The sequence below is a fragment of the Azospirillum sp. A29 genome (genome assembly GCF_042604625.1).
GTDB classification, from domain to species: domain Bacteria; phylum Pseudomonadota; class Alphaproteobacteria; order Azospirillales; family Azospirillaceae; genus Azospirillum; species Azospirillum palustre.
Map to the genome: position 1 here is coordinate 378754 of NZ_CP170466.1, position 24835 is coordinate 403588.

Annotated in this window: 16 protein-coding genes; 7 read left to right on the top strand and 9 right to left on the bottom strand. The window is 67.3% G+C overall.

Features of this window, described 5'->3' with window-relative positions:
• Positions 1–4: 4 nt before the first annotated feature.
• Positions 5–2563 (bottom strand): circularly permuted type 2 ATP-grasp protein, encoded by a 2559-nt coding sequence (locus ABNQ38_RS16625; RefSeq protein ID WP_377809358.1) that lies wholly within the window; start codon positions 2561–2563, stop codon positions 5–7.
• A gap of 292 nt (positions 2564–2855) precedes the next feature.
• Positions 2856–6209 (bottom strand): DUF2126 domain-containing protein, encoded by a 3354-nt coding sequence (locus ABNQ38_RS16630; protein ID WP_377809359.1) that lies wholly within the window; start codon positions 6207–6209, stop codon positions 2856–2858.
• A gap of 291 nt (positions 6210–6500) precedes the next feature.
• Between ABNQ38_RS16630 and ABNQ38_RS16635 the strand changes: the two genes are divergently transcribed.
• Positions 6501–7388 (top strand): hypothetical protein, encoded by an 888-nt coding sequence (locus ABNQ38_RS16635; RefSeq protein WP_377809360.1) that lies wholly within the window; start codon positions 6501–6503, stop codon positions 7386–7388.
• 31 nt (positions 7389–7419) lie between these two features.
• Complete coding sequence (locus ABNQ38_RS16640; protein ID WP_377809361.1) at positions 7420–8277, top strand: lysozyme inhibitor LprI family protein; 858 nt, start codon at positions 7420–7422, stop codon at positions 8275–8277.
• Between the two features lie 98 nt (positions 8278–8375).
• Here ABNQ38_RS16640 and ABNQ38_RS16645 read toward each other — a convergent pair whose 3' ends face one another.
• A complete protein-coding gene (locus ABNQ38_RS16645) occupies positions 8376–9272 on the bottom strand; it encodes an aldose 1-epimerase (RefSeq protein ID WP_377809362.1) in 897 nt (298 codons plus the stop codon).
• A 346-nt stretch (positions 9273–9618) separates the two neighbouring features.
• Here ABNQ38_RS16645 and ABNQ38_RS16650 point away from each other — a divergent pair, with 346 nt between their 5' ends.
• Positions 9619–12303, top strand: coding sequence for a serine/threonine-protein kinase (locus ABNQ38_RS16650; RefSeq protein WP_377809363.1), 2685 nt, complete (start codon positions 9619–9621; stop codon positions 12301–12303).
• Between the two features lie 87 nt (positions 12304–12390).
• Here ABNQ38_RS16650 and ABNQ38_RS16655 read toward each other — a convergent pair whose 3' ends face one another.
• Complete coding sequence (locus tag ABNQ38_RS16655) at positions 12391–12960, bottom strand: peptidylprolyl isomerase (protein WP_377809364.1); 570 nt, start codon at positions 12958–12960, stop codon at positions 12391–12393.
• Between the two features lie 196 nt (positions 12961–13156).
• Between ABNQ38_RS16655 and ABNQ38_RS16660 the strand changes: the two genes are divergently transcribed.
• Genes ABNQ38_RS16660 through ABNQ38_RS16675 form a run of 4 tightly spaced genes read left to right on the top strand, consistent with a single transcriptional unit; the run spans position 13157 to position 17539 of the window.
• Positions 13157–14866: a YdbH domain-containing protein gene (locus tag ABNQ38_RS16660; protein ID WP_377809365.1), complete on the top strand. Its 1710-nt coding sequence runs from the start codon at positions 13157–13159 to the stop codon at positions 14864–14866.
• Between the two features lie 8 nt (positions 14867–14874).
• Entirely contained in the window at positions 14875–15123 is a 249-nt protein-coding gene (locus tag ABNQ38_RS16665) for a YnbE family lipoprotein (RefSeq protein ID WP_377809366.1), read from the top strand.
• The gene (locus tag ABNQ38_RS16670; RefSeq protein ID WP_377809367.1) at positions 15123–15491 is read left to right on the top strand and encodes a YdbL family protein; all 369 of its coding nucleotides are present in this window, start codon (positions 15123–15125) and stop codon (positions 15489–15491) included. The genes ABNQ38_RS16665 and ABNQ38_RS16670 overlap by 1 nt, the downstream gene beginning before the upstream one ends.
• Positions 15476–17539: a tetratricopeptide repeat protein gene (locus ABNQ38_RS16675; RefSeq protein WP_377809368.1), complete on the top strand. Its 2064-nt coding sequence runs from the start codon at positions 15476–15478 to the stop codon at positions 17537–17539. The genes ABNQ38_RS16670 and ABNQ38_RS16675 overlap by 16 nt, the downstream gene beginning before the upstream one ends.
• On the opposite strand, the gene ABNQ38_RS16680 is transcribed toward ABNQ38_RS16675, so the two are convergent.
• The 5 genes from ABNQ38_RS16680 to ABNQ38_RS16700 all read right to left on the bottom strand — a co-directional run bounded on the left by ABNQ38_RS16680 (position 17530) and on the right by ABNQ38_RS16700 (position 24772).
• Positions 17530–18255 carry a hypothetical protein gene (locus ABNQ38_RS16680; RefSeq protein ID WP_109051560.1) on the bottom strand — a complete coding sequence of 242 codons (726 nt, stop codon included), beginning with the start codon at positions 18253–18255 and terminating at the stop codon, positions 17530–17532. The two genes, ABNQ38_RS16675 and ABNQ38_RS16680, sit on opposite strands and share 10 nt — an antisense overlap.
• Positions 18256–18367: 112 nt before the next feature.
• Positions 18368–20767 carry an LPS-assembly protein LptD gene (locus ABNQ38_RS16685; protein WP_377809369.1) on the bottom strand — a complete coding sequence of 800 codons (2400 nt, stop codon included), beginning with the start codon at positions 20765–20767 and terminating at the stop codon, positions 18368–18370.
• Positions 20768–20922: 155 nt separating this feature from the next.
• Positions 20923–22344: a homospermidine synthase gene (locus ABNQ38_RS16690; RefSeq protein ID WP_377809370.1), complete on the bottom strand. Its 1422-nt coding sequence runs from the start codon at positions 22342–22344 to the stop codon at positions 20923–20925.
• Between the two features lie 143 nt (positions 22345–22487).
• Positions 22488–23771, bottom strand: a complete 1284-nt coding sequence (locus tag ABNQ38_RS16695; RefSeq protein WP_377809371.1) for a type III PLP-dependent enzyme — start codon at positions 23769–23771, stop codon at positions 22488–22490.
• 437 nt (positions 23772–24208) lie between these two features.
• Entirely contained in the window at positions 24209–24772 is a 564-nt protein-coding gene (locus ABNQ38_RS16700; protein WP_377809372.1) for an acireductone dioxygenase, read from the bottom strand.
• Positions 24773–24835 lie beyond the last annotated feature (63 nt).

Here is a 24835-nt window from a genome sequence, read left to right on the forward strand (position 1 = left end):
CGCGTCAGGCCGATCTTGCGAAGGCATGGCTGAAATAGGCGTGAGCCAGGAAATTCGACACGTCCGGCAGCGTCATCGCCAGCGTGTCCAGCAGCGTACGCAGCGCTTCGCTGGAGGCCATGGCGTCGGTGCGTTCCAGGCTGTTGCGCGCGGCGGCGACGATGGCCAGCGCGCCGCCGGTCGGGTCTGTCCCGGTGCCGACGCCCTGGCTGGGCAGCGCCCGCATGTGCCGATCGAGTGCCGCCAACTGGAAAGCCAGCGCGCGGGGGTTGGCTTCCTCGCCCAGCAGCAGGTCCAGCACGGGCGTGCGCAGCACGCTGGTCAGGTGGCGGGCGCGATAGGTCATCACGCTCTCGCCCAGCTCCAGCAGCACCGACAGGGTGGCGGCCTGCATCGGTTCGTCCTGGCGGTCGAGGTCGGCGACATGGACCCCGCGCATCAGCGCCACCATATGCAGCGACCGCTCGATCCGCCGGCCGATGTCGAGGAAGCGCCAGCCGGCCCCCCGCGTCATGCTGTCCTGTTCAAGGCCGGAGAAGGCGGCCAGCATGATCATCGCATCGTCCAGCCGCAGCAGCAGCGAGGCCGCGTCCATGCGTCCCTTCGGCTGCTGGGTCTGGCGGTCGATTGCCGATACCACCCGCCACATGTCCATCGACAGGCGGTCGCGCACCGAATAGGCGGTGCGGTGCAGCCTCAGCACCTGGGCACGCAGGCTGTTGGGATGGTCCGGGTCCGTCACCGCCGCATGCAGCGCATCGCGCAGGCCGCGGCTGGTTCCGCTTTCCGTCACCCGCGCCAGTTCCGCCGGGATCATGCCGAGCGAACCGAGCAGGTCGAGCAGCGGGCGCTGCTGCAAGGTGGCGCCCGGCATGTTGCTGTCGATCAGGCGGCTTTGCGTCGCGCGCAGCAGACGCAGCGCGCCTTCCGCCCGTTCGGCATAGCGGCCGAGCCAATAGAGGCCGTCGGCGACGCGGCTGGGCAGGTCGTTGGCGGATGGACGCGCACCGCTGGCCGTCGGCTCCATTGCCAGCGCCGACGGGCGCGGCTGGCAGGATGCCACGTCGGCACGCCGCGGCGCCAGGATCCAGGTATCCTTGCTGCCGCCGCCGCTCTGCATCGACACGACCAGCCGCCCCGATTCGCTGGACACGCGGGTCAGGCCGCCGGGCATCACCGCATAGCCGCCGCTGGGGGTGGCGCAGAGGAAGACGCGCAGCACCAACGGGCGCGGTTGGAGCCGGCCGTCCTGCCAGACCGGAGCGGTGGAGAGGGCCATCTGCTCCTGCGCCACGAAATACCAGGGGCGGCGCTTGATCCGTTCGGTCAGGGCAGAGCGTTCGGCAGCCGACAGCTGGGCGCCGAAGATCGGCTCGAAGGACAGCGACGGGAAGGCCGGCTTGATCACCAGACCGTCGAGATGGTCGATGACGTAGGCGCGTTCCGCATCGTTGCCGCACCACCAGCTGGCGACGCCGGGCAGCCGCAGCTCTTCGCCCAGCAGGTGGCGGCACAGCGTCGGCAGCGACGACTTCATCGCCATCGATTCCATCAGGCCGGAGCCGAGCGCGTTGGCCATCACGACGGTGCCGGCCCGAACCGCCTCGATCAGCCCGGCAACGCCGAGCGAACTGTCGGCGCGCATCTCCAGCGGGTCGGCGAAATCGGCGTCGAGCCGGCGCAGGATGACGTCCACCTGCTCCAGCCCGGACAGCGTCTTCAGATAGACCGTCCGGTCGCGCACCGTCAGATCCGCCCCTTCCACCAGGGTCAGACCGAGATAGCGGGCGAGATAGACATGCTCGAAATAGGTTTCGTTGTAGGGGCCGGGGGTCAGCAGCACCACGCGCGGCAATCGCCCGGCGGCGCTCGTCCGCGGTGCGATGGAGAAAAGCGTTTCTTTAAAGGTGTCGAAGAAGCCGCTCAGCCGCTCCACCTGGCAATGGCGGAAGCTGTCGGGTAGGACCTTGGCGATCACCGCGCGGTTTTCCAGCGCATAGCCGCTGCCGCTCGGCGCCTGGGTCCGGTCGGACAGCACCCACCAGCGACCGTCGGGCGCACGGGCGAGATCGACGGCGTAGAAATGCAGATGGACGTCGTTCGGAACCCGGATGCCGTGGACCGCGCGGCGGAATCCCGGGTCGGCATGGATCACCGACGGCGGCAATCGGCCATAGCGGGTCAGCGTCTGCGGTCCATAGATGTCGGTCAGGATGGCGTTCAGCAGCGACGCCCGCTGGATCAGCCCCGATTCGATGGCCTTCCATTCATGGGCCGGCAGCAGCAGCGGCATCATGTCGAGCGGCCAGGGTCGCTCCATCCCGTTGGGATCGCCGTAGATGTTGTAGGTGACGCCGTTCTGGTGCAGAAGCCGCCGCGCCTCCTCCCAGCGTTGCGCCATCTGTTCGGAGTCGAGCGGCCCCAGCGAACTCATGAAGGTCTGCCAGTGCGGCCGCAGCCGGCCCTGGCCGTTCACCATCTCGTCATAAACCGGTCCGGAGCCATAGCCGATGGCGTCGGCCTCGCCGAACAGCGATCCCTGGGTGAAAGGGACCGGCGGCATCCCGGACGGGACCACGGATGCCGGCGCGCGGAATGGCTGATCGGGCTGGGACAAGGTCTGACTGGTGCGTATTGCCTATGAAGGAAGCAACAGTCTGAACGTCCCCGCCCGTCGATGCAAGGCTGGTGGCCCTGGGATCCATCCGAAAGAGGAAAGATTCCGTGGCGATCCTGTCATTGATGGATGATCGCAGACCGATGTCCTGAAACGAAAAAACCGGAGCGCCGCGCAAGGCGACGCTCCGGCTTGCCGGAAATTGCGGACCGATCCGACGCCGTCGAATCGGTGAGACTCAGCCCCGCCGCAGATCCAGCGTCATCGGGAATTGCGGGTTGCGTTCCTCCGCCGGGCTGTCCATCGGGCCGGGGGTGTGGCCGAAGGGGAAGAAGCGGGCCAGACGGCGCCCTTCCGCCTCGTTGGCATTGACCGGGAAGGTCTCGTAGTTTCGCCCGCCCGGATGCATGACGTGATAGGTGCAGCCGCCGATGGACCGGCCGGCCCAGCTGTCCAGTATGTCGAAGATCAGCGGGGTGTGGACCGGGATCGTCGGATGCAGGCAGGAGGGGGGTTGCCACGCGCGGTAGCGCACGCCGCCAACGAACTCGCCTTCCACCCCGGTCGGGATCAGCGGCACGCGCCGGCCGTTGCAGGTGATGACATGGCGGGCGTCGATCAGGCCGCTGACGCGGACCTGCACCCGCTCCACCGAGCTGTCGACATAGCGCACCGTGCCGCCGCCGCCCGGTTCCTCGCCCAGGACGTGCCAGGGTTCCAGCGCCATGCGCAGTTCCATGGTGATGCCGCGCTGGTTGACATGGCCGTAGACCGGGAAGCGGAAGTTGAAGTGCGGCGCGAACCAGCTGTCCTCCAGCGGATAGCCATGGTCGCGCAGATCCTGCAACACGTCGGCCATGTCCTGCTGGAGGAAGTGCGGCAGCATGAAGCGGTCGTGAAGCTCGGTGCCCCAGCGCACCAGACGGCCTTTGTAGGGATGCTTCCAGAAGCGCGCGACCAGCGCCCGCATCAGAAGCTGCTGGGTCAGGCTCATCTCCGCATGCGGCGGCATCTCGAAGGCGCGGAACTCGACAAGCCCGAGGCGGCCGGTGGAGCTGTCCGGCGAATAGAGCTTGTCGATGCAGAACTCCGCCCGGTGGGTGTTGCCCTGCACGTCGACCAGCAGGTTGCGCAGCACCCGGTCGACCAGCCAGGGCGGGCAATTGCCGCTCGCCGCCGCCTGATCGATCTGGTTGAAGGCGATCTCCAGCTCATAGAGCTGGTCGTCGCGCGCCTCGTCCACCCGCGGCGCCTGGCTGGTCGGGCCGATGAACAGGCCGGAGAAGACGTAGGACAGGGCAGGGTGGTTCTGCCAGTAGGTGATCAGGCTGCGCAGCAGGTCGGGGCGGCGCAGGAAGGGGCTGTCGGCCGCGGTGGCGCCGCCCATCACAACGTGGTTGCCGCCGCCGGTGCCGCAATGGCGCCCGTCGATCATGAACTTCTCCGCCCCCAGGCGGGACTGGCGCGCATCCTCGTAGAGGGTGATGGTGTTGCGCACCAGATCGTCCCAGCTGTGGGCCGGGTGGATATTCACCTCGATCACGCCGGGGTCCGGGGTGACGGCCAGCGAGTTCAGCCGCGGGTCCTTTGGCGGCTGGTAGCCTTCGATGACCACCGGCATCTCCAGCTCGACCGCCGTCGCCTCGATCTCCGCCAGCATCGCCAGATAGTCTTCCAGCGTGCTCATCGGCGGCATGAACAGGTGCAGGCGCCCGTTGCGCGCCTCGCAGCTCAGGGCGGTGCGCACCACCCACCAAGCCGACTTGCCGTCCTCCGGCAGTTCGTCGCGGATTTCCGCCATGATGCGCTGGCGTTGGGCGATCCGCTTGTCCGTGTGGACGCCACGGTCGGATTCCTGAACGACGCCGCGGATCTCCTGCCGGCGCTGCACCGGATGCGGGGGCAAGGGGCCGCGATCCTCGAACGGGTCGGTTTCCCAGGCATAGGGATAGTCGGACTTCGACACCCAGGGCAGCGACCCCAGCGGCAGGCGGTAGCCGACCGGGCTGTCACCGGGGATCAGCAGCAGCTTTTCCTGGCGCAGCGGCCATGTGCTGGAGAGCCAGACCGGACCCTGCTGGGTCATGCGGCGGTTGATCGGCATGACGAAGCCCACAGGCTCCGCCAGGCCGCGGGTGAAAACGCGGGTCAGCCGCTCCCGCTCCTCCTTGTCCTCCAGCTTGCTGTTCAGCGGATCGACATTGATGGGAAGCTGCGATTCCTTGCGCAGGTAGTGCCAGGGATCCTCATAGGCGCCGAGCACGAGGTTCGGGTCGAGGCCCAGCCGCTTTGCCAGCGCCATCAGGAAGACGCCGGCATCCTGCGCCGTGTGGCCGTAATCGGTGTCCTCACGTGCCAGCAGGTCGCTGTTCGCCCACAGCGCCCCGCCATCGCGGCGCCAATAGACGGTCATCGCCCAGCGCGGCAGCGATTCGCCGGGATACCATTTGCCCTGGCCGAAATGCAGCAGCCCGCCGGGGGCGAAGCGCGCCATCAGCCGATGGATCAGGTCGGCGGCCATCCTGCGCTTTTGCGGACCGAGCGCCGTCGTGTTCCACTCGGCGCCGTCCATGTCGTCAATGGATACGAAGGTCGGCTCGCCACCCATGGTCAGGCGGACATCCTCGGCCTTCAGATCCTCGTCGACGCGGTGGCCCAGCGCCTCGATGGCCGCCCATTGCTGCGGGTTGTAGGGCTTGGTGACGCGCGGCGCCTCGTAGATGCGGGTGACCGACATCTCGTGGCCGAATTCGACCTCCGCCTCATCGACGAGGCCGGAGATGGGGGCGGCAGAAGACGCATCGGGGGTACAGGCCAGCGGGATGTGCCCTTCGCCCGCCAGCAGGCCGGAGGTCGGATCCAGCCCGACCCAGCCGGCACCGGGAAGGAACACCTCCACCCAGGCATGCAGGTCGGTGAAGTCGCTTTCCGGACCGGACGGGCCGTCCAGCGCCTTCTGGTCGGCGGTCAGCTGGATCAGATAGCCGGAGACGAAGCGGGTGGCGAGCCCCAGGTGACGCAGGATCTGCACCAGCAGCCATGCCGAATCGCGGCAGGATCCGGTGCGCTTGGTCAGCGTCTCCTCACAGCTCTGGATGCCGGGTTCCAGCCGGATGACGTAGCCGATGTCCTGCTGAAGCCGCTGGTTCACCGCCACCAGGAAGTCGATGGTCGGCGTCTTGTCCCGCGGGATGTCGGTCAGGTAGGCGGCCAGTTCCGGACCCGGCTCCTCCGTCTCCAGATAGGGGCGCAACTCGCGTTGCAGCCAGTCCTCGTAGGCGAAGGGGATGTGGCTCGCCTTCTCCTCTAGGAAGAAGTCGAACGGGTTGATCGCGGCGATCTCGGCGACCAGATCGACTTCGACAACGAACTCGCGGGTCTTTTCCGGGAAAACGAATCGGGCCTGAAAATTCGATTGCGGGTCCTGCTGCCAGTTCAGGAAATGCTGCTTGGGCGTGACCTTCAGGGAATAGCTGAGGATCGGTGTCCGGCAATGGGGCGCCGGGCGCAGCCGGATGATCTGGGGGCCGAGGGAGACCGGCCGGTCGTAGCGATAGATCGTCTTGTGGTTCAGCGCGACGTGGATCGCCATTGAAAACCCCGCCTCATGCCTGTTCGATGATGTTCGCGCCATGGTTTGGCCCAGGGTCGCCATCGCAACGGTAACACCGATAAATCCGCCCCGACAGGGTGCCCCGGCGCCGATCCTACCGCAGTTGCGAAAAAGTCACGAAGTTGCCTGTGACGCGCGCTGCGGCTTTCTTCCGTTCGCGTTACCCTTTATATCCTAAGCGAACGGGCTGGCGTTGTGGCGGGGATTCGCGTCTGGATGGTGTCGGTGGCGGCTTTTTCATCAGCGGGCGGCAACCGGGGTTCCGGCGGTATGGGCGACGCGGGTCCGGGCGGCGCCGGGCGGGGAGTCGTCACCGGAAAATATTTCAATTTCAAGCCGCTGCCGCCTCCGGCCGACATCCTCGGCAACCCGCTGGTCGTGCCCAACCTGCCGACGCACAAGCTGCCGAAAGAGACCTTCGGCAGCCGGGTGAAGCGGTTTCTTGCCCGGATGAATCTGGGAAGCCAGTCGGCGGAGACCCGCCTGCGCTGGAAGCTGCACGACACCATCCAGGCGACGATGGCGTCGCTGTCGCCGGCCGTCACGCTGGTTGCGGAGAAACGGGCGCCGGCAAAGAGCAAGAAGCTGTCGGTTCCCATCGTCGTCGTGCGCCATCCCTATCACCTGCGCCACGTGTTCGAGATGCTGCCGAACATCCCCGACACACATGCGGCGGAACGGCGTTTTCTTGAGTTGCTGATGACCCGTGCGCTGAAGCGCTACGGCGAGCAGATGGCGCTGATCAAAGGCAGTCCCTTCTCCTTCGAGCATGAGGCGCGGGAGTATTTTTTCGCCGGCTTCCGGTTGGAAAAGCAGATCAAGAAGGTCAACAGTCCCGACGAGCGCTTCGCCGCGTTGCAAGCCATCCACACCAGCTATTTCCACGGCCGCAATTATTACTATTTCGCTCTGCTCCGGCGGGAAAAGCTGGCGCCCGACAACAAGCTGTTCATGCTGTTCGCCCGAGCCGTCTATTTCATGGCCCGTGTCGACTGGAATGGCGAACTGCTGGACAAGCCCAACTCGCGCATGCTGCCCAGCCGCGACGACATGCTGTTTTTCGTGGAGCGTGACAAGTCGGTCGTGACGCGCTATCGCACCGACCAAGATTTCCAGCGTCAGGTCAAGGCCGTGCTGGAGGCTTTCCCCGCTTCGTGACGTCCCGTTTCCCCATCCAAGGTTTCCTGCGATGCGCGCCCTGTCCCTGGTTGGCGGTTTTCTGGCTGCCGGCTCCCTGCTCGCGGTCATGACCGCGGTCCCCGCCCTTTCGGCTTCGGCGGATACCCCGTCGCCCGAAGCGGCGGCTCCGGCTGCGCCCGCCTGCGAAGCGGCGGAGACCCCGGTGGCGCAGCTGATGTGCCGCGATCCGAAGCTTGCGGAAGCCAGTGCGGCGATGGATGCCGCGCTGGCGGCGCTGGGGACCACCACCGACGACACCGGGCGTGCGGCGATTGCGGATGCCCAGACCGTCTGGCGGGCACGCCGGGACGAGGCCTGTCAGGTGACCGCGGCCGATCTTGCCGACTCGAAGGCCAGCAAGACCCGCAGCGATTGCCTGTTGCGCGTTCTTCGCCAGCGCACGGCCGCGCTGGAGACGGAGCGTCAGGCGCGCTCGCATCCGGTCGGCGACCTGCCGCTGTCCGTCACCGGTGCCGCCGCCCGCCGGTTCGACGCACCCGAGCCGCATATTCCGCCGTTCAGCCGCAAGGTGGCGCTGTCGACATTCGCCGGCCGCTGGGCCAAGGCCGATCCGACCGACCGCGCCGCCATCGACGATTGCCGCAGCTCCTATCTGGAGATCGGGGCAGACCGCGGCCTGCACGCGGTGGATGCGCGGCTGCCGCAGTTTCCGCTGAACGGCACGCTGGCGGCCGACGGCGATCCGCTCCGGGGCGTGGCGCTCCTGCCCGCCGGTCCGGCAGAAGGCACACCGGCACCCCTGGCGACCCTGTGGCTGTTGCCGGCCGATTCGCCGCGCCTCGACCGGCTGGTCCTGCGCATGCAGCCGCCGGCGACCTTCGCCGCCGAATTCGTGCGCTGCCGCTAGAGTCTGTCTGATGCTTATTGAAGCATCAGACAGACTCTAACCTCTTGGTTTTCCGTGTGATTCACGCTTCAAGCGATTCCGCTTGAAGCGATCACACTCTAAAGCCGCGACAGCAGGAAGCGGACGGTCAAGGATAGCCGTTCGCCCGGCGGCAGGGCGATCACGCCGGCATCGGGCTCCTGCTGGCGGTTCAGCGCATCGGTCATGTGGGTGACCGGCTCCAGGCACAGGTAAGGCTCGTCCGCCGGAGCATAGACGATCAGGTGAGCGGCCGGCCCGTCGGCGAGCATGGTCAGGCGCAGCCGCTCCTGCGGGCGGTCGAGCGTCGCCGAACCGCTCCAACCGGTGAAGCCATTGTCCAGCGCCACACGGTCCATCGTCACGCCGTGGCGGAAATCCCAGGCCGGGGGCAGCGGGCGCTTGCGGCAGGGCAGGATGGTCTCGTCATTCTCCCACACGCTGCCGACATCGGCGGTCACCCGGCTGCCCGGCGTCTTGACGAAATAGGGGTGCAGGCCCAATCCGGCCGGCATGTCGCTGTCGGCCTCGTTGATGAGATCCAGGGTGACGGTCAGGCCCTCGCCGTCCAGCGCCACGGTCTGCGCCGCGCGATAGCACCAGGGCCAATCGTCCGCCTGGTGGGTGAAGCCCATCCGCAAGGCATCGTCGGTCACAGCCTCGACGTTCCACGGGATTGACCAGCCATGGCCGTGGATGCGGTGCGGCGATCCGGGATCGGTCGCCAGTCTTACCTCGCGCCCTTGGAAGACGAACCGGCCGCCGCCGATGCGGTTGGAAAAGGGGACCAGGGGAAAACAGGCCATGTCGGGGGCGAAATCGCCGGTCAGCGCTCGGTCGGACGCCCGCCGGAACAGCTCCACCGGACCATCGGGGGTGGACAGGCTCCAACTCGCCAGCGAGCCACCGCAGTGGGGGGCCGCCGTGAGAGTCATCGGCCCGTGTCGCAACGCAATGATGGTGCCGTTCCGGATCATGCGTTTCTCCCATCGTCAGCGTTCCTATTTTTTATCGCACATGCGAAGAGCGAAGGGAACGCGCCCCGCAGTCAACAGGCCGCATGGCGCAATGCTGACACAACTCTTGTGTTTTTGATGAAAAATGCGGGTATCGTACACCCGTCATTTACCCTCGCTGCGCAACCATGCTTCTCCGGTGGTATGTTCCGGCGGTGTGCCCTGGCCGGTGCGGCACGCCGGCTCGATCGACAACACAGGCGCGGCGCCGTTGTTGCGCCCCGGCTGCACCATCCGCCACCTGATGGAAAGGCCCTGAGTGTCCAGTCCCCAGCTCAGCCGCGCAACCCCGACACCCCAGCCGGCCATGGCTATGCTCGATGAGGCGGAGCTGTGCGGCGCGCTGGCGGATTACCATGCGCTGCCGGCGCGTCTGGTGATCGGAGTGGCGATGCGGTCGTATCTGGACCCGCTGCTTCTGACGCCGACGGAACTGATCCATCTCGCCAAGCCGCTGAAATCCTGTCTGGAGCAAGGCTCTCTGGTCGAGGCGGCCATCACCAGGATCGCGACAATCCAGGCGCGCGCGCCAGGGCAGGATCTTCAGGTTCGCCGCCGCGCCATCCGCGCAGCGGTGGACGAGAGCTGGGCAAAAGCCAGGGTCGCCCAGGTTGCCTTCGCCGCCATGCCGCGCGGCCACACCTCCGTCGACTGGCTGCTGTCGCAGGGGAGCAAGACACCGACCGGCGATGCGGATTACGACCTGCGCGTCGCCATCGGCCTGGAGCTTGTCGACCTCAAGAGCTGGAACAGTAAGCTGGACCGCCTGCTGGAACTGCACCAGTGGGATCGGGACGAACGGCTGGCCGCGGCCGTCGATGGGGTGATCGGCGACATCCTGGCCTCGTCCGCGGCAGGTGCGGAGCTGTTCGGCGCCAACCTGCTGCCCGGCACGCTGCTGGGAACCCTGTGCGACCTGCTGTTCGGCCGGATCGGCATGGAGGCCATCGGACCGAACCGCGTTGGCGTGCTGAACGCCCTGTTCCGCCAGAACAAGCTTCCCCAGGCGAAGGCCGCGGTGCTCGACCGCATCCGCCGTCAGTTGAAGGCGCCCCAGCCGCTGGGCCGTGGCGCCTTCGACCAGGAGGCGGAGATGTTGAAGACGCTGGTCGGCCATCTGTTGACCCGCGACGGGCTAATCGGCGGTGCGGCGATGGCCGATGCATTGACCGTGCGCTATTCGCGCCGGCTGGAGCAGGGAGGAGCCAGCGCCTATCGCCGGTCGATCGTCGGGCTTGGCGAAGGGCAATCGGACCTGATCTGCCGCATCCATTACCTGACCCGCGTCGCTGCGGCCCCCGCCGCCGAACGGCATGCCGACGAGATCCTCGCCTCGCTGGAGGCCGCCGTCTGCAACGAGCTGCTGATCGAGAACATGCTGGTGCAGACGCCCGACACGGCTCTGCTGGAGCGGGATTTCGTCCGCGCACTGGCGGCGCTCCGCTCCGCTCCGCTGCCGGCCGACACCTGCGAGCGGATTGCCGCAAAAGCCGAACGGGCGGTGGACGATTATGTGAAGACCGGCCAGCTCGCCGTCCGCCTGCGGCAGGTGGAGCCGGTCCTGCGCCGCCGCACCGTCCGGCTGGCGGAGGTCGCCTGCTCCGGTCTGATCCGCGAGGACGGAGCGCTGCCGCTGATGCGCCAGCACATCCTTGAGATCGTCCGCCAACCGCAGTTCCAGGCCGAGCTTGCCCAGCCGGAGAGCGAGGTCGCCCAGGCCGAGGTCCGGCGTCTGTTGGAACTGCTGGACCGGCTGCGCCAGTTGGCGACGGCATCAGCCCCTCCGCCCGTTCTGCCGCCTGTTTTCCCGGCCCTCGTTTCCGCTGCCCCCGTTTCCCCGGCAGCCGTGCAGCCCACCGTGGATGTGGCGCAGCTCTCGCCCCAGGGTCCTTCGCCGCAGAGACCTCCGCCGAAAGGCATGCGCGGTGCCGAGACCATCCTTCACCCGGTCAGCCGCCAGCCGGCCGGAACGGCATCGTCGAAGCCGGCTTCCGGAGTGAAACCCGGCCTGTGTCCAAGCTGCTATACCACCCAAGGGAGCGCTCAAAGAAGCGCCCAGGGCAGCGCTGGCACCTGTGCCGCCTGTGGTTTCCCCGAAAAGTCAGACAACCGGCCGGGCGTGCATCTTGTGCCCGGCACGCTGCTGCATGGCCGCTACAGGGCCGGCAGGGTGCTGGGGCAGGGGGGATTCGGCGCCACCTATCTGGGCTGGGACGACCGGTTGCAGGTGAAGGTGGCGATCAAGGAATATTACCCGGCAAACCTGATCGCCCGGATTCCCAACACCGCTGCCGTTTCCCCCTTCTCGGACGAGCATGCGGAAACCTTCGCCGCCGGCCTGGAGAAATTCCTGGAGGAGGCGCGGACGCTCGCCCGCCTGCGCGACGTGCGCGAGATCGTCGGCGTCCAGGATTTCTTCGAGGAGAACGGCACCGCCTATCTGGTCATGGAACTGCTGGAGGGCCGCACCATGAAGAAGTATCTGGTCGACAGCGGCGGACGCATCGACGTGAAGCGGACCCTGGCCGTGGTGATGCCGATCGCCAAGGCCCTGCAGGCCATCCACGACCAGGGGCTGATCCATCGCGATATCAGCCCGGACAACATCTTCCTGACCAATGGCGGCGACCGCAAGCTGCTGGACTTCGGTGCCGCGCGGCAGACCGCCCGTCCGGGGGCCGGCATGACCGTGATCCTCAAGCCGGGCTATGCCCCGCCGGAGCAATATTCCAATGAGGGGCGGCAAGGCCCCTGGTCCGACGTCTATGCGCTTTGCGCCACCATCTATCTGGCGCTGACCGGCCGTACGCCGCCCGACGCCACCGCCCGCTTCATGAACGACAAGGTGCCGAAGCCCTCGGAGCTGGGGGTGGCGCTGGTCCCCGGATTCGAGAAGGTGCTTCTGTCGGGGCTGTCGATGCGCTGGCAGGACCGGCCGCAATCGATGAAGGACCTGCTGCGGGCCATGACCAACGCGCTGTCCGGCGGCTGAAGCCGGCATCTGAGTTCGGAATCGGTGCACAAGAAAAAAGGGACCGGCGAACCGGTCCCTTTTTTTCGGTCGGCTGATGCGGCGACGTTACTTCACGTCGGCAGCGACCTGCATCTTGATGATCTTGTCCGGGTTCGAGACCTGACCGTTGCGGGCCTGATCGCCCTTCTTGATCATGTCGACGAACTCCATGCCCTCGACCACGCGGCCCCAGACGGTGTACTGGCGGTCCAGGAACTGGGACGGGGCGAAGCAGATGAAGAACTGGCTGTCGGCGCTGTTCGGATCCTGTGCGCGGGCCATCGACAGGGTGCCGCGGATGTGCGGGGTGCTGGAGAACTCCGCCTTCAGCTTCTGGCCGGAGCCGCCCATGCCGGTGCCGGTCGGGTCGCCGGTCTGGGCCATGAAGCCGTCGATGACGCGGTGGAAGACGACGCCGTTGTAGAAGCCCTGGCGGGTCAGTTCCTTGATGCGGGCGACGTGGTTCGGCGCCAGGTCGGGCCGCAGTTCGATCACCACGCGACCGTCCTTCAGGTCGAGGTAAATGGTGTTTTCCGGATCCAAGGCCTTCGCCTCCCCTTGAGAAACTGTAAAGAACGAGACAGTGAAGATTGTGGCGAACAGAGCCGCCAGCAATACGCGGGTCCACCGCTTCATGCGAAACACTCCGATGAGCCGAAATCCGCGCCCCGGACCATAGGGGAAAAGCGGCGGAATGCAAAGCCGCGCTCGCGGGAAGTTCGACCGGCCGGCCAATCGATAGGCGGGCCGGCCGGTCTGCCACCCGAAAGATCCGCCAAAGGTCACGGATGACGGCCGCTCGTCCGGGTGTTCATCCGGGCGTGGACGTGGCATGCCGGTTCTGACGATCGAACGGGAAGGGGTGGGGGCATTGAGGCTGGGGCGGGCGATAGCGGGGACAACGGCGGTGGCGGTCACGCTTGGCGTCGTCGGGCTGGGCGGGGTGATCCTGGCCGGACCGGCGCTGATCGGCGCCACAGCGACCGAAGCGTTGCGCGGGACCGGATTCACCGGTGCCGCGGTGACCGTCACAGGACTGCGCATCGCCGACGGATGGCAGGGGCTGCGGCTGGAAATCACCGGCGACAGCGGCCCGCTCGAAGCAGCGGCCAAGGCGCTGGATCTGCCGATGTCGGGCCGGCTGATCCTGTCCGGCGCGCTGGTGGTCGGGACGGATGGCGGCGCCGTGACCGTCACCCCCGACGGTTGCCTGCCGGCCGAGGCGGAAGGTCTGACGGTTTCCGGCCAGCGTCTCGACCTGCCGCAGGGAGCGACGCTGTGCGCCGTCCAGAAGGGTGAGCTTCTGCGCTGGGCGCGCGGTTCCATGGCCGTCGCGGCAGAGCTGCAAGCGCCGCGGCTCGACATGCCGACGAGCAGTCTGCGGGCCGAGCAGGTCGTGTTGCGGCTGGGGCAGGACGGCACCGGACGGCGGGCGGATGCCGCCGTCGCGCGGTTGACCAACACAGCCAAGCCGGCACCCATCGTACCGCTGGCCGTGACAATGCAGGCGGTTCAGGCGGGGGAGGGACCGTGGACCATCGATGGCACAGCCAAGGGCGCAAACGGTCTTCTTACGGTCGGTCTGACCGGCACCTATGACCAGACCGCCGGTACCGGACGGCTGGAGGCGGTAGCGAAGCCGATCCGCCTCGCCGAGAACGGACCCGGTCTCGCCGCGGTCTCGCCGTTGGGCGCCACCTTCTTGGAGAAAGCATCCGGCACGCTGTCGGGCAAGGCGACGCTCTCCCTGACCCCAAAGGGCCTGACCACGGCCGGCCAAGCGGTGGTCAAGGGATTGGCCGGCGCCGCCGGTCCGGTGACGGTTGCCGGTGTCAGCGGTACGGTCGCCCTGTCCAGCCTGTCGCCACCGGTGATCCCGGTCGGGCAGAAGCTGTCCATCGGCCTGCTGGATGTCGGCATTCCGCTGACCGACGGGACGCTGCTGTTCGGTTATGGCCGCGACGGGCGTCTCGATGTCGACCGGGCGGAGTGGCGCTGGGCCGGCGGCACGCTCCATGCCGACCCGTTCGAACTGTCACCCGACAAGCCGAAGGGGACGGTCACCCTGCATGCCGACGGCATCGATGCCGCAAAGCTGCTGGAGTTGATTGCCGTGGATGGGCTGGAGGCAAGCGGCAAGCTGGCTGGCACCCTCCCCGTGGTCCTTGCCGGCGATACGGTCACGTTGAACGGCGGTGTCCTCGAATCGGCGGGGCCCGGAACGCTGCGTTACGACCCCGCCCAGCCGCCATCCGGCCTGAAGGGGGAGGACGGCAGCCCAACCGCCATGCTGATGGGCGCCCTGACCGACTTCCATTACGAAACCCTGCGGATCACCATCGACGGGCAGGCCGGCGGCGAACTCAACGCCGGCTTCTCCCTGCGCGGGGCCAACCCGTCATTCTACGATGGCTATCCGGTTGCGCTTAACCTTAAGCTGTCCGGCGCGCTCGACCGGATTCTGCGCCAGAACCTCGACGTCTACCGGATTCCCGACACATTGCGGGAGCGGATGACCGGCTCCGACCAGAAGGACCACTGATCGCCACCATGGTTACCAGACTTTCCCACACAGGCCTGACGGCTGCCCTGCTGATCTCCGCCTCCGTTGCCGCCTGCGCCCCGACGGTGAAGATCGAGGCGCCCGACAAGCCCATCGAGATCAACCTGAATGTCCGGATCGAGCAGGAGGTGCGGGTCAAGCTGGAGCGCGACGTCGACGACGCGATCCGCAACGACCCCGCCCTGTTCGGTCTTCCCACCGACACCGCGCCTTCTTCGACGAAGGGGAAGAAGTGATGACGAGAAGCCCCATCAACCGCCGGCATTTCGACCGGCTCGCACTCTCCACCCTGGCTGCCGGACTGCTGGCGGTCGCGATGCCGCAACTGGCGCTGGCCCAGGATGCGCTGGCCGCCGCCAAGGCCGCCGGGCAGCTGGGCGAGCGTCCGGACGGGATGGTCGGCGTGGTTCCGGGCGCGCCCGCCTCCGCCCAGGCTTTGGCGCAGCAGGTGAATGCCCAGCGCCTGGCCCGCTATCAGGAGATCGCCAAGGGCAACGGCACGGCGCTGGACAAGGTCCAGGCGGTTGCCGGCCAGCAGTTGATCGAGCGCACCCCGGCCGGACAATTCGTGATGACCGCCACGGGCGAATGGCAGCGCAAGTGACCTCGCCGCCGCCGACCTCTAAGGAGAGTGGCAAGGGCGCCATCGCCGACCTGCGCCGCCGTCTCGCCGGCAAAGCGGGCGACGCGGCGTTGCTGTCGGCCCTGTTCGCGGCACTCGACACGCTGGGGCAGGCCGGCACGCCGGAGGAGGCGGTCGCCCGCTCCAACCTCGGTGAGGCGCTACGGCGTCAGGGCCGCCTTGCGGAGGCGGAGGCGCATCACCGCAAGGCGCTGGATTGGCTCCCCGATTTCGGCGGCAACCACTACAATTGGGGCGTGACGCTGCAGGCGCTCGGCCGTCCGGCGGAGGCTGCCGCGGCCTATGGCGAAGCCGCCCGGCTGATGCCCGGCTTTGCACCGGCGCCGTGCAACCAGGGCGTTCTCCTGCGCGAGCTTGGCCGGTTGGACGAGGCGGAAGCAGCGCTACGCCGGGCGTTGAAGCTTGACCGTGCGCTGGTGCCGGCTCGGCTGGCCCTGGCCGCCCTGCACCGTGACCGCGGCGATCTGGACCGCGCCGCCGCCGGTTTCCGTGCCTGCTTGTGTCTGCTGCCCGATCTGGCGGAAGGGCAGGCCAACCTTGCCCTTGCGTTGAAGGAGCGCGGCCAGCGCGGCGGCCCGGCGGAGGATGCGGCAGCAAGCCTTGTCGGCTTTGACCGCGCTTTGCGCATCGGCCTGCCCGATGCCGGTGGCGTGCTGGCTCAGCTGGTGCAGCAGCGCCGGCATCTCTGCCGCTGGGCTGGGCTGGGCGCATTGTCCGCCCGGCTGGTCGATCTGGTACGGGAGGGGCGGACGCAGCAGGCTCACCCCTGGATCGTCCTGGGGGAAGGGGCGGGGCCGGCGCTGGAGCGTGCCTGTGCCGAGCGCTATGCCGGCTGGAAGACGCGAGGCATCCGGCCCGGCTTCCCGAAGCGCACCGACCGCGGCGCCAAGCTGCGGATCGGTTATCTCTCCGCCGATTTCCACGAACACGCCACCGCGGTGCTGATCGCCGAACTGATCGAACGGCACGACCGCGACCGCTTCGAGATTGTCGGCTGCTCCTACGGCCCCGATGACGGCGAGCCGTTGCGCAAGCGGCTGGTCGCCGGATTCGACCGCCTTCTCGACCTGTCGGCCCTGACCGACGAGGCCGCAGCCCGGTTGATCCATGAGGCCGGCATCGACATTCTGGTCGATCTGAAAGGCCACACCCAAAGCGCCCGTCCGGGCATCGCCGCATACCGGCCGGCGCCGGTTCAGGCGCAATGGCTCGGCTATCCGGGCACGCTGGGTAGCAGCGCTATCGACTACGTCATCGCCGACGCGGTGGTGGCGCCGGCCGATCACCAGCGTTTCTACAGCGAGCGCATCGTCCATCTGCCCGACAGCTACCAACCGAATGACCGGAAACGCATCATCGGGCCGATACCGGATCGCGCCGACTGCGGGCTGCCGGCCGACGGATTCGTCTTCTGCGCCTTCAACGCGTCCTTCAAGATCGGGCCGGACCTGTTCGGTCGCTGGTGCCGGATTCTGCATCGCGTGCAGGGATCGGTCCTCTGGCTGCTCGACGGGCCGGCCGAGGTCGCCGCCAACCTGCGGGGGGCTGCTGCGGAGCGCGGCGTCGCGCCGGAACGCCTGATCTTCGCCCCGCGCCTGCTGGGACCGGCGCATCTGGCGCGCCACCGGCTGGCCGACCTGTTTCTCGATTCAGCCCCGGTCGGCGCCCACACCACGGCGAGCGATGCGCTGTGGGCCGGGCTGCCGGTGCTGACCGTCCCCGGCCGGTCCTTTGCCGGGCGGGTTGCCGCCAGCCTGCTGCGTGCGGTCGGTTTGCCCGAACTGGCGGTGGCGGATTGGGATGCCTATGAGGCGACGGCGCAGCGGCTGGCGGCGCGGCCTGCCGAACTGGCCGCTTTGAAGCTGCGGCTGGAGCGGGCCTGCGCCACCGCTCCCCTGTTCGATACCGACCGGTTCGCCCGTTCCATCGAATCGGCTTTCACGACCATGTGGGACATCCACGCGGCGGGAGAGCCGCCGCGCGGATTCGCCGTTCCGCCTCAGGGATAGGCGCAGCGGTCGGCGGTCACCTCGACGAAGGAGCGCTGGGCCGCGGCGATGGTGAAGCGGTATTCGCTGTTGTCGACCACCAGCGACTGGTGCAGAGGCAGAACGCCGCTGACCGTGGTGCCCTTGCCGCCCATGCCGGTGATGCGGATGGTCACCGGCTGGCCCGGATCGAACCAGCTTTCGGCGTTGCCTTGCGGGTTGTGCGCCGATTGACCCTCGCCGGTGACCGTGACGGTTCCGTTGCCGAAGGTGACGCCGCGTGCGCCGCCCTTCAGCAGCGGGGTGCTCAGCGTGAAGCGCTTGGTGTCGGTCGGTTGGCAGTTGCGCGGAACCTGGGCCTGCGAGATGACGAAGGCGAGGCGGTTGGCGTCCAGCCCGCTTTTCAGCCGCTCACCCACCAGCTGGCTCAGCTTGGCGAGATCGCCGGTCGGCACCTCGCGCTGAAGGCGGCCTTCCAGTTCAGCCGCGCGTGCCTCGGCGGTGCGGGCGGCATGCTGCATCTGACTGGCCAGCAGCTCCAGCTCCGCCTTCTGGCGCGACAGCGTGGCGATCTCCTCGCGCAGGGTCACGTCGCGGCCTTTCAGCTGCTCGATTCCCATCTGGTAGGAGAAAAGCCCGACCCCTAGCACGAGTGCCGCCAGCAGCATGAACTTGATCGCGCCGGCCCGCATGCGTTTGCGGTACCGTCTTTCGTAGTCGTAACGTCCCAGGGTCATGATTTCGGTCGTGGCGGGCTGTCTCGTCGGACCTTAATGGCTAATGGCAACGGCCAGGGGATGCAACCCCCTGGCCGTTGGTTTGTGCCGTCTTTATCCCAAGGAAACGCTATTACTGGTTGGCCGACCCGCCGCCCAGGAAGCTGGCGTTGATGCCCGGGCTCTTGAACTCGCCGACATTCTTGAATACCAGACGGAAGAAGATGGTGTTGCCATCCTTCTCGCCGGTGGTGCTGATCGTGTAGTCGCGCCGGGCGATGGTCTGGAACAGCAGGCATTCGTCGCCATAGGTCAGCACGGCAAGGCTGGAACGCGGACCCGGCTGCGGTTCCATCGCCTGGGTGTGGGCGATGCCGATGTTCCAGCGATCGGTGAACTGCGAGGAAACGCCGAAGTTCGCCTGCTCCACCCGGTTGCGGGTGACCGCGTTGCGGGAGGTCGTCTGGTCGACATAGGTGTAGGAGGTCGACAGACGCAGCAGGGGCACGCCGGCCGAGGCGTTCAGCGAGTGACGGCGCGGACGGAAGGTCTCGTGATCGACGCGGAAGCCATAATTGACGTCCAGCCAGTCGGCGGGCTGCAGATCCAGGCGGCCGACATAATCGGAAACCCGCTCCTCCAGGCCCGAATCGCCGGAGAAACCGGCGCTGCTGTCGCTCAGGCGAATGCTCTGGCCCAGGAACAGGCTGGCCGATCCCTGGGTGTAGCCGTAGATCGCTCCGCGCATGCCGTAGGTGAAGCGCATGCCGTCGTCCAGCCGGTCGATGCCGGTGAAACGGTTGGGCTGAAGCAGGTTCACATCGTCGAACTCGACGTCCAGGCTGTCTTCGTTCGGGAAGAGGCGGCCGTTCGGCAGCTTCGGCGCGAAGGTCAGCTGGCCGATGGGCTCGATCAGCTGGGACGAGCTTTCGCCGTAGCGGACGAATGGATAGCGGACGGTGGCCTGTCCCTGCGGGAAGAAGCGGAAGCGGCTGATGTTGTCGTCGCCGCGGACCGTCGGGTCGTTGTAGTTGAACTGCTGCGCCTTGTAGCCGGCGACCAGCACGCTGCCCGACAGGGTCGTCACGAAGCCGGCATTGGAGACGATGTTGCGCTCCCACCCCGGCTGGACCATGACGCGCTGGGTGTCGGGGCCGGCGTTCCGGAAGCGCGACACCGCCAGCAGGCTCGTGTCGAACGACCAGCGGCCACCCAGCAGGCTGCCCGGCTCGCCCAGCGCGTTGTACTGCGCATAGGGCAGGGTGACGGGCTCCGGAATCGGATTCCCGTACCGCATGTCCTGGAAGCTGTAGCCGGTGATCGCCGCATAGTTCCGGCCGTGGAAGCCTTCGACGAAGGCCTTGCTGGTCAGGTAATCCTCGCGGAAATCGTAATAGCGCCGCAGGAAGGTCGGGTCGCTGGCCCGCTTGATGTCGAAGCCGGCGCGCCACGTCTCGTCGATGTCGAACAGGCCGCGCGCCGCGACATAGCCACGGGTGCGCGTTTCCTTCGGCACGATGGTGGTGTTGGCCACGTCGCCGCGGGTGATGGCGCCTTCCAGTTCCAGCCGGCCGCTCTCGAACCGCTTGCGGTACTGGCCACCCAGCAGCGGCCCCTGCTGCGAGTAGTAATGCAGGTCGAAGGTGGCGTCTTGGTCCGGCGCGATGTCCCAGTAATAGTGGGTCTTGAGGATCGCGCCGAGATTGGAGTTGTTGCCGAAGGACGGCGTCAGGAACCCGCTTTTACGGTCCACGGACGGATCGGGGTGCGACAGATAGGGCGTGTAGGCGACCGGGATGCCGAAGATCTCCATCGTCGCGTCGCGATAGCGGACTTCATGCTCCTCGTTGTCGTGAACAATGCGCACGGCGCGGATCTGCCACAGCGGCGGACGGGTCGGGTCTTCCTTGCACAGGTCGCAAGGGCTGTAGACGCCGCGGCTGACGCGCGTCAGACGGCCCTCGCGCCGCTCGCCCTCATTGCCGGCCATGCGGCCGTTGTCGGTCATCAGGACGCGGATGTTCTCAATGAACACGTCCTTCAGATCGTCGGTCAGCTCGGCGTAATCGGCGAAGACGATGTCGCCCGACGGCTCCACCAGCCGGATCTTGCCCGTGGCGGTGACGACCTTGGTCTTCTGGTTGTAGGTGATCTTGTCGGCGTGGACGCTGCGCTTGCCCTGGGCCAGCTCGACATTGCCGCTGGCGGTGACGACGCTGTTCACCTCGTCGAAGGTGACCTGATCGGCCGTCAGCAGGACGGGGTCCTGTTTCGATTCGGTGCCGGTCGCGCCGGCCTGGGCGGCCGGAGCGGCGGGCTTGCTGCCCGGAAGCGGTCCGTCGGCCGGCTTGGGAGTCGGCTTTGGAGTCAGCGCCTGCTTGGCCGGCGTCTGGGCATGGGCCGAATCCGGAAGGGCCAGATCCACGGCGGCGACCCCACACGCCACCATCAGCCCGACGATGCCGGAGCGCAGGATGGGGTTGGCGACGGTCGGAGCTTTGGCGCGGGCGCGCCGGGAGACGTGCTTGGGCATGTCGGAACGATTGGGGGAAGCGAAAGCCCAAGTCAACGGTTTCAAGACCCTTCCGCGGGCAATGTCACCGTGTCGCCGTCCCCCCTGTGGCAGCGCTGCCGCAGCCGCCGCGCCGGAACCGGCTTTGGGGGCTGCGGTGCTTCATCCAACGTCTCTCAATTCACCCGGAAGTTCTTGAACTGCCAGGGATCGTCCTCGTCGATGTCTTCCGGGAACAGGACATTGCGGTCCTGCAGCGGAGTCCAGTCGCCATAGGCACCGACCACCTCGCCGAGATAGGGGGTGGCGATGTCCAGCACCCGGCGGAAGTCGACCTCGTCCGGTTCCACCAACCCCCGATTCGGGTTCTCCAGCGTCCAGACGATGCCGCCGAGAACGGTGGAGGTCACCTGCATCGAGGTCGCGTTGTTGTAGGGCGCCAGCGAGCGCGCCGTGTCGATGTCCAGCCGCGAGCCGTACCAGTAGGCGCCTTTGGGATGGCCCATCAGCAGGACCCCCAGCTCGTCCATGCCGCCGGTGATCTCATGCATCATCAGCCGCTGCTCGGCCTGCATGTTGTAATTCTTGCCGGCCAGCTCGTGCAGCGACATCACCCCATCGTCGCAGGGGTGATAGGCATAGTGGCAGGTCGGCCGGTAGACGACGCGGTCGCCGTCGCGCACCGTGAAATAGTCGGAGATCGAGATCGCCTCGCTGTGGGTGATGAGGAAGCCGTGGAACGGCCCCTCCAGCGGGGTCCAGGTGCGCACGCGGGTCGCCGCGCCGGGGCGCATCAGGTAGATGGCGGCGTCGCAGCCGAATTCGTGCCGGCGGCCGTCGGGCGGCAAGTCCTTCTCGTGCGTGCCCCAGCCCAGCTCGGCCGGCTGGCAGCCTTCGCTGACGAAGCCGTCGATCGACCAGGTGTTGACGAATTCGCCGATCTGCTTGGGCTGGTTCGACACCTGGGTGTCGCGCTCGGCCACATGGATGGTCTTGATGCCAAGCCTCTGCGCCAGCCGGCCCCAGCCGTCGCGGTCGGTCGGGACATCGGTTTCCACGCCGGTGTCGGCGGCGATGTTCAGCAGCGCCTGCTTGACGAAATGCGACACCAGACCCGGATTCGCCCCATGGGTGATCAACGCGGTCGGGCCGCCCTTGTAACGGCTGCGCAGCGCCAGCGCCGATTCGCGCAACGCATAGTTGGAGCGCAGCGACGGCGACAGGCTGGAATCGGTGTAGCCACCCGCCCACGGTTCGGTGCAGGTGTCGGTGTAGAAGGCGCCGACCCGCTGGCAGAACTCGATCAACGCAAGCGACGAGACGTCGACCGACAGGTTGACCAGGAAATCGCCCTTGTCGATCAGCGGCTTCAGAACCTGGAAGAAATTGTCGTTGTCGAGCGGGTTGTTGTGGAAGGCGACGCCGTAAAGCTCCGCTTCCTCGCGCCCGCGCTCCTCGGCGGTGACGATGGTGATTCGGTCGGCCGTAAGTCCGTCGATGTGACGGAGAAGCAGCGGCAAGACACCCTGGCCAATCGAACCGAATCCAACGATGACCATGCGGCCTGTGAACGTGCAGAGCTTCGTGTCCAGGGCCATGATTTTTTGTCTCCCCGAGGTAGTTTAGGCCGACGACATAAGCCGGCGCTCCCGCCCACTTCGGAGAAGCGGAAACGGGACGCGCCGGGCGACTGAATGTTACGGATGTCTTTACGCTTTATCCACAGAAACCGGCTTCGTGTTCAGGCAGCGCAGGAGCGAAGCTGGTAACCGGGAGTGGCGAGCAGGGGGGCGTCCGACACCTCGACGACGCGCGCCTGGTCGAAGCCGTTGAAGGCGGTGCGCAGGCAGGAGCCATAGGCGCCGAGCTGCCCCAGCTCGATCCAGTCCCCGGCCTTCACGTCGGCCGGCAGGTGGAAGGGGCCGGCCATCTTGTCGGCGCTGTCGCAGGTCGGGCCGTAGAAGCTGAAGGCCTCATCCCCGGCATCGGTCATCGCCTCGAACGGGCGGATCAGCCGTGCCGGGAAGCGGAAGCCGGGCACGCCGGCGTCCGACAGAGCGCCATAGACGCCGTCATTGATGAACAGCTCGCTGCCGCGCCGCTTCACCACCTGAACGACCAGCGAGACGCCGGGGGCGACCAGCGCGCGGCCGGGCTCGCACCACAGGCGGCACTGCGCCGGCAGGTCGATGGCGGCGACGCCGCGGGCGATGGCGGCCATGAAGTCGCCGAGCGGCGGCGGGGTGACGCCCGGATAGGACACCGGGAAGCCGCCGCCGACGTCCAGGACGTCGAGGTCGACGCCGCTCTCGGCGATGACATAGCCGGCCAGCGCGATGGCGCGCTCATAGGCCGACGGGTCGAGCATCTGCGAGCCGACATGGAAGGACAGCCCGACCTTCGCCGCCGCCGCGCGGACGGCGCGCAGCAGTTCCACCGCATCGGTGATGGCGGCGCCGAACTTGCCGGACAGGTCATAGACGGCGTTGCCCTTCGGCAGCGACAGCCGCACGACGAGGCCGAGGTCGGCGGCGCCGTCCGTCTCCTCCAGGATCTTGTCCAGCTCTTCCCGGCTGTCGAGGACGAAGTCGCGGACGCCATACTGGTGATAGGCGTTGCGGATCGCCTGCCGGCCCTTGACCGGGTGCATGTAATGCAGGACGGCGTCCGGGAACATCTGACGGATCAGGCGGATCTCACCGGGGGAAGCGACGTCGAAATGGCGCACGCCGCCGGCCCACAGGGCGCGCAGTACCGCCGGCTCGGGGTTGCACTTCACGGCATAGAGCACGTCGCCGCCACGGGCGACCGCATCGGTCGCACCGGCGAATGCCTTCAGGAAGCTGTCGGCGGTGTCGGCCAGCACGCCGGGACGGATGCAGTGCATCGGCTCTTCTGGACGGTGCAGGGCGACGGCCTGCGCCACGGTGGAGCGGCGGCCGGTGGACAGGGAAACGGCGCTGCTGTCGTTCAGGCCGACGCGGCGCAGCGGGGTGACGGCGGAACGGGAACGCAGGAAACCCATGGCGCACTCCTATCCCCGGACGGCGGCGCGCAGGCCGGTCCGGTGAGCAGACAGCGATCCCTGGCCGCGTCACGAGCCGGCCAGCACAGGACTGGGCGCGGGTGGCGCAGCGGAATCGGCGATCAATCGAATTTGGGAAGGGGGGGAGACGGAAAAAGCCGGTGCGAGCAGCGGCCCCGGGCTGTGAAGCTCCAGGCAACAGCGCGTCGTTTACCGGCTAAAGGGCTACCGTCTCACAGCCCCACCGTGGGCAGCGTACATACTGACCTCCCTCTCGGGACCGACCCACTGGAATGGTCGGTTCTGCCAAAAAGGACGCGGTACGTCGTAGCATAACCACAGAGGGCCATAGGCACGTGCGGGTGCGTCGTGCCGATTGATTTACGCTTTTCCGCCCGTGATTCAAGTGAATTTTTTGAGGCGGGAATGGGGCGGATTCAGGCCGCCTGCGCAGCTTCCGGTTCGAAGGGCGGGAAGCGCGCGGCGATGGCGTCGCCGGTCGGGGTGGCCACCCAGCCATCGGGGCGGCCGAAGAACCGGATGGTGGTGAAGCGCGGCTTCGGCCCCATGTCGAACCAGTGCGGCGTGCCGGCGGGAATGCTCAGCAGGTCGCCGGCCTCGCACACCACGCGGAAGACGCGGGTCTTCAGGTGGATATAGAAGGCGCCGGCACCCTCGACGAAGAATCGCGCCTCGTCCTCGTCATGGATGTGTTCGTCCAGGAATTTGGCACGCAGGGCGGCGATGCCGTCCGTCTGCGGGGTGACGCGGACGACATCCGCTGTGAGGAAACGGCGCGCCTGCTTCAGCCGCTCGATGGGGACAGCATAGGCGTGCAGCACGGCATCCGCATCGCTATCGGCGGGGAGGGGCGTATCGGCGTTCCAGCGCTCGTAGAGAATACCGGCATGGGCGAGATGAGCCGCTATCAGAGCCGCATCGGAGGTGCGGAGTTCCGGCCGGCGGGCATCGCTCTCCAGATATACGGTCAGATCGCTCACCGCGCGCACTCCCGCCGAATGGACACGCACAACGTGAAGCGCCGTCCGGCGCAGCGCAATAAG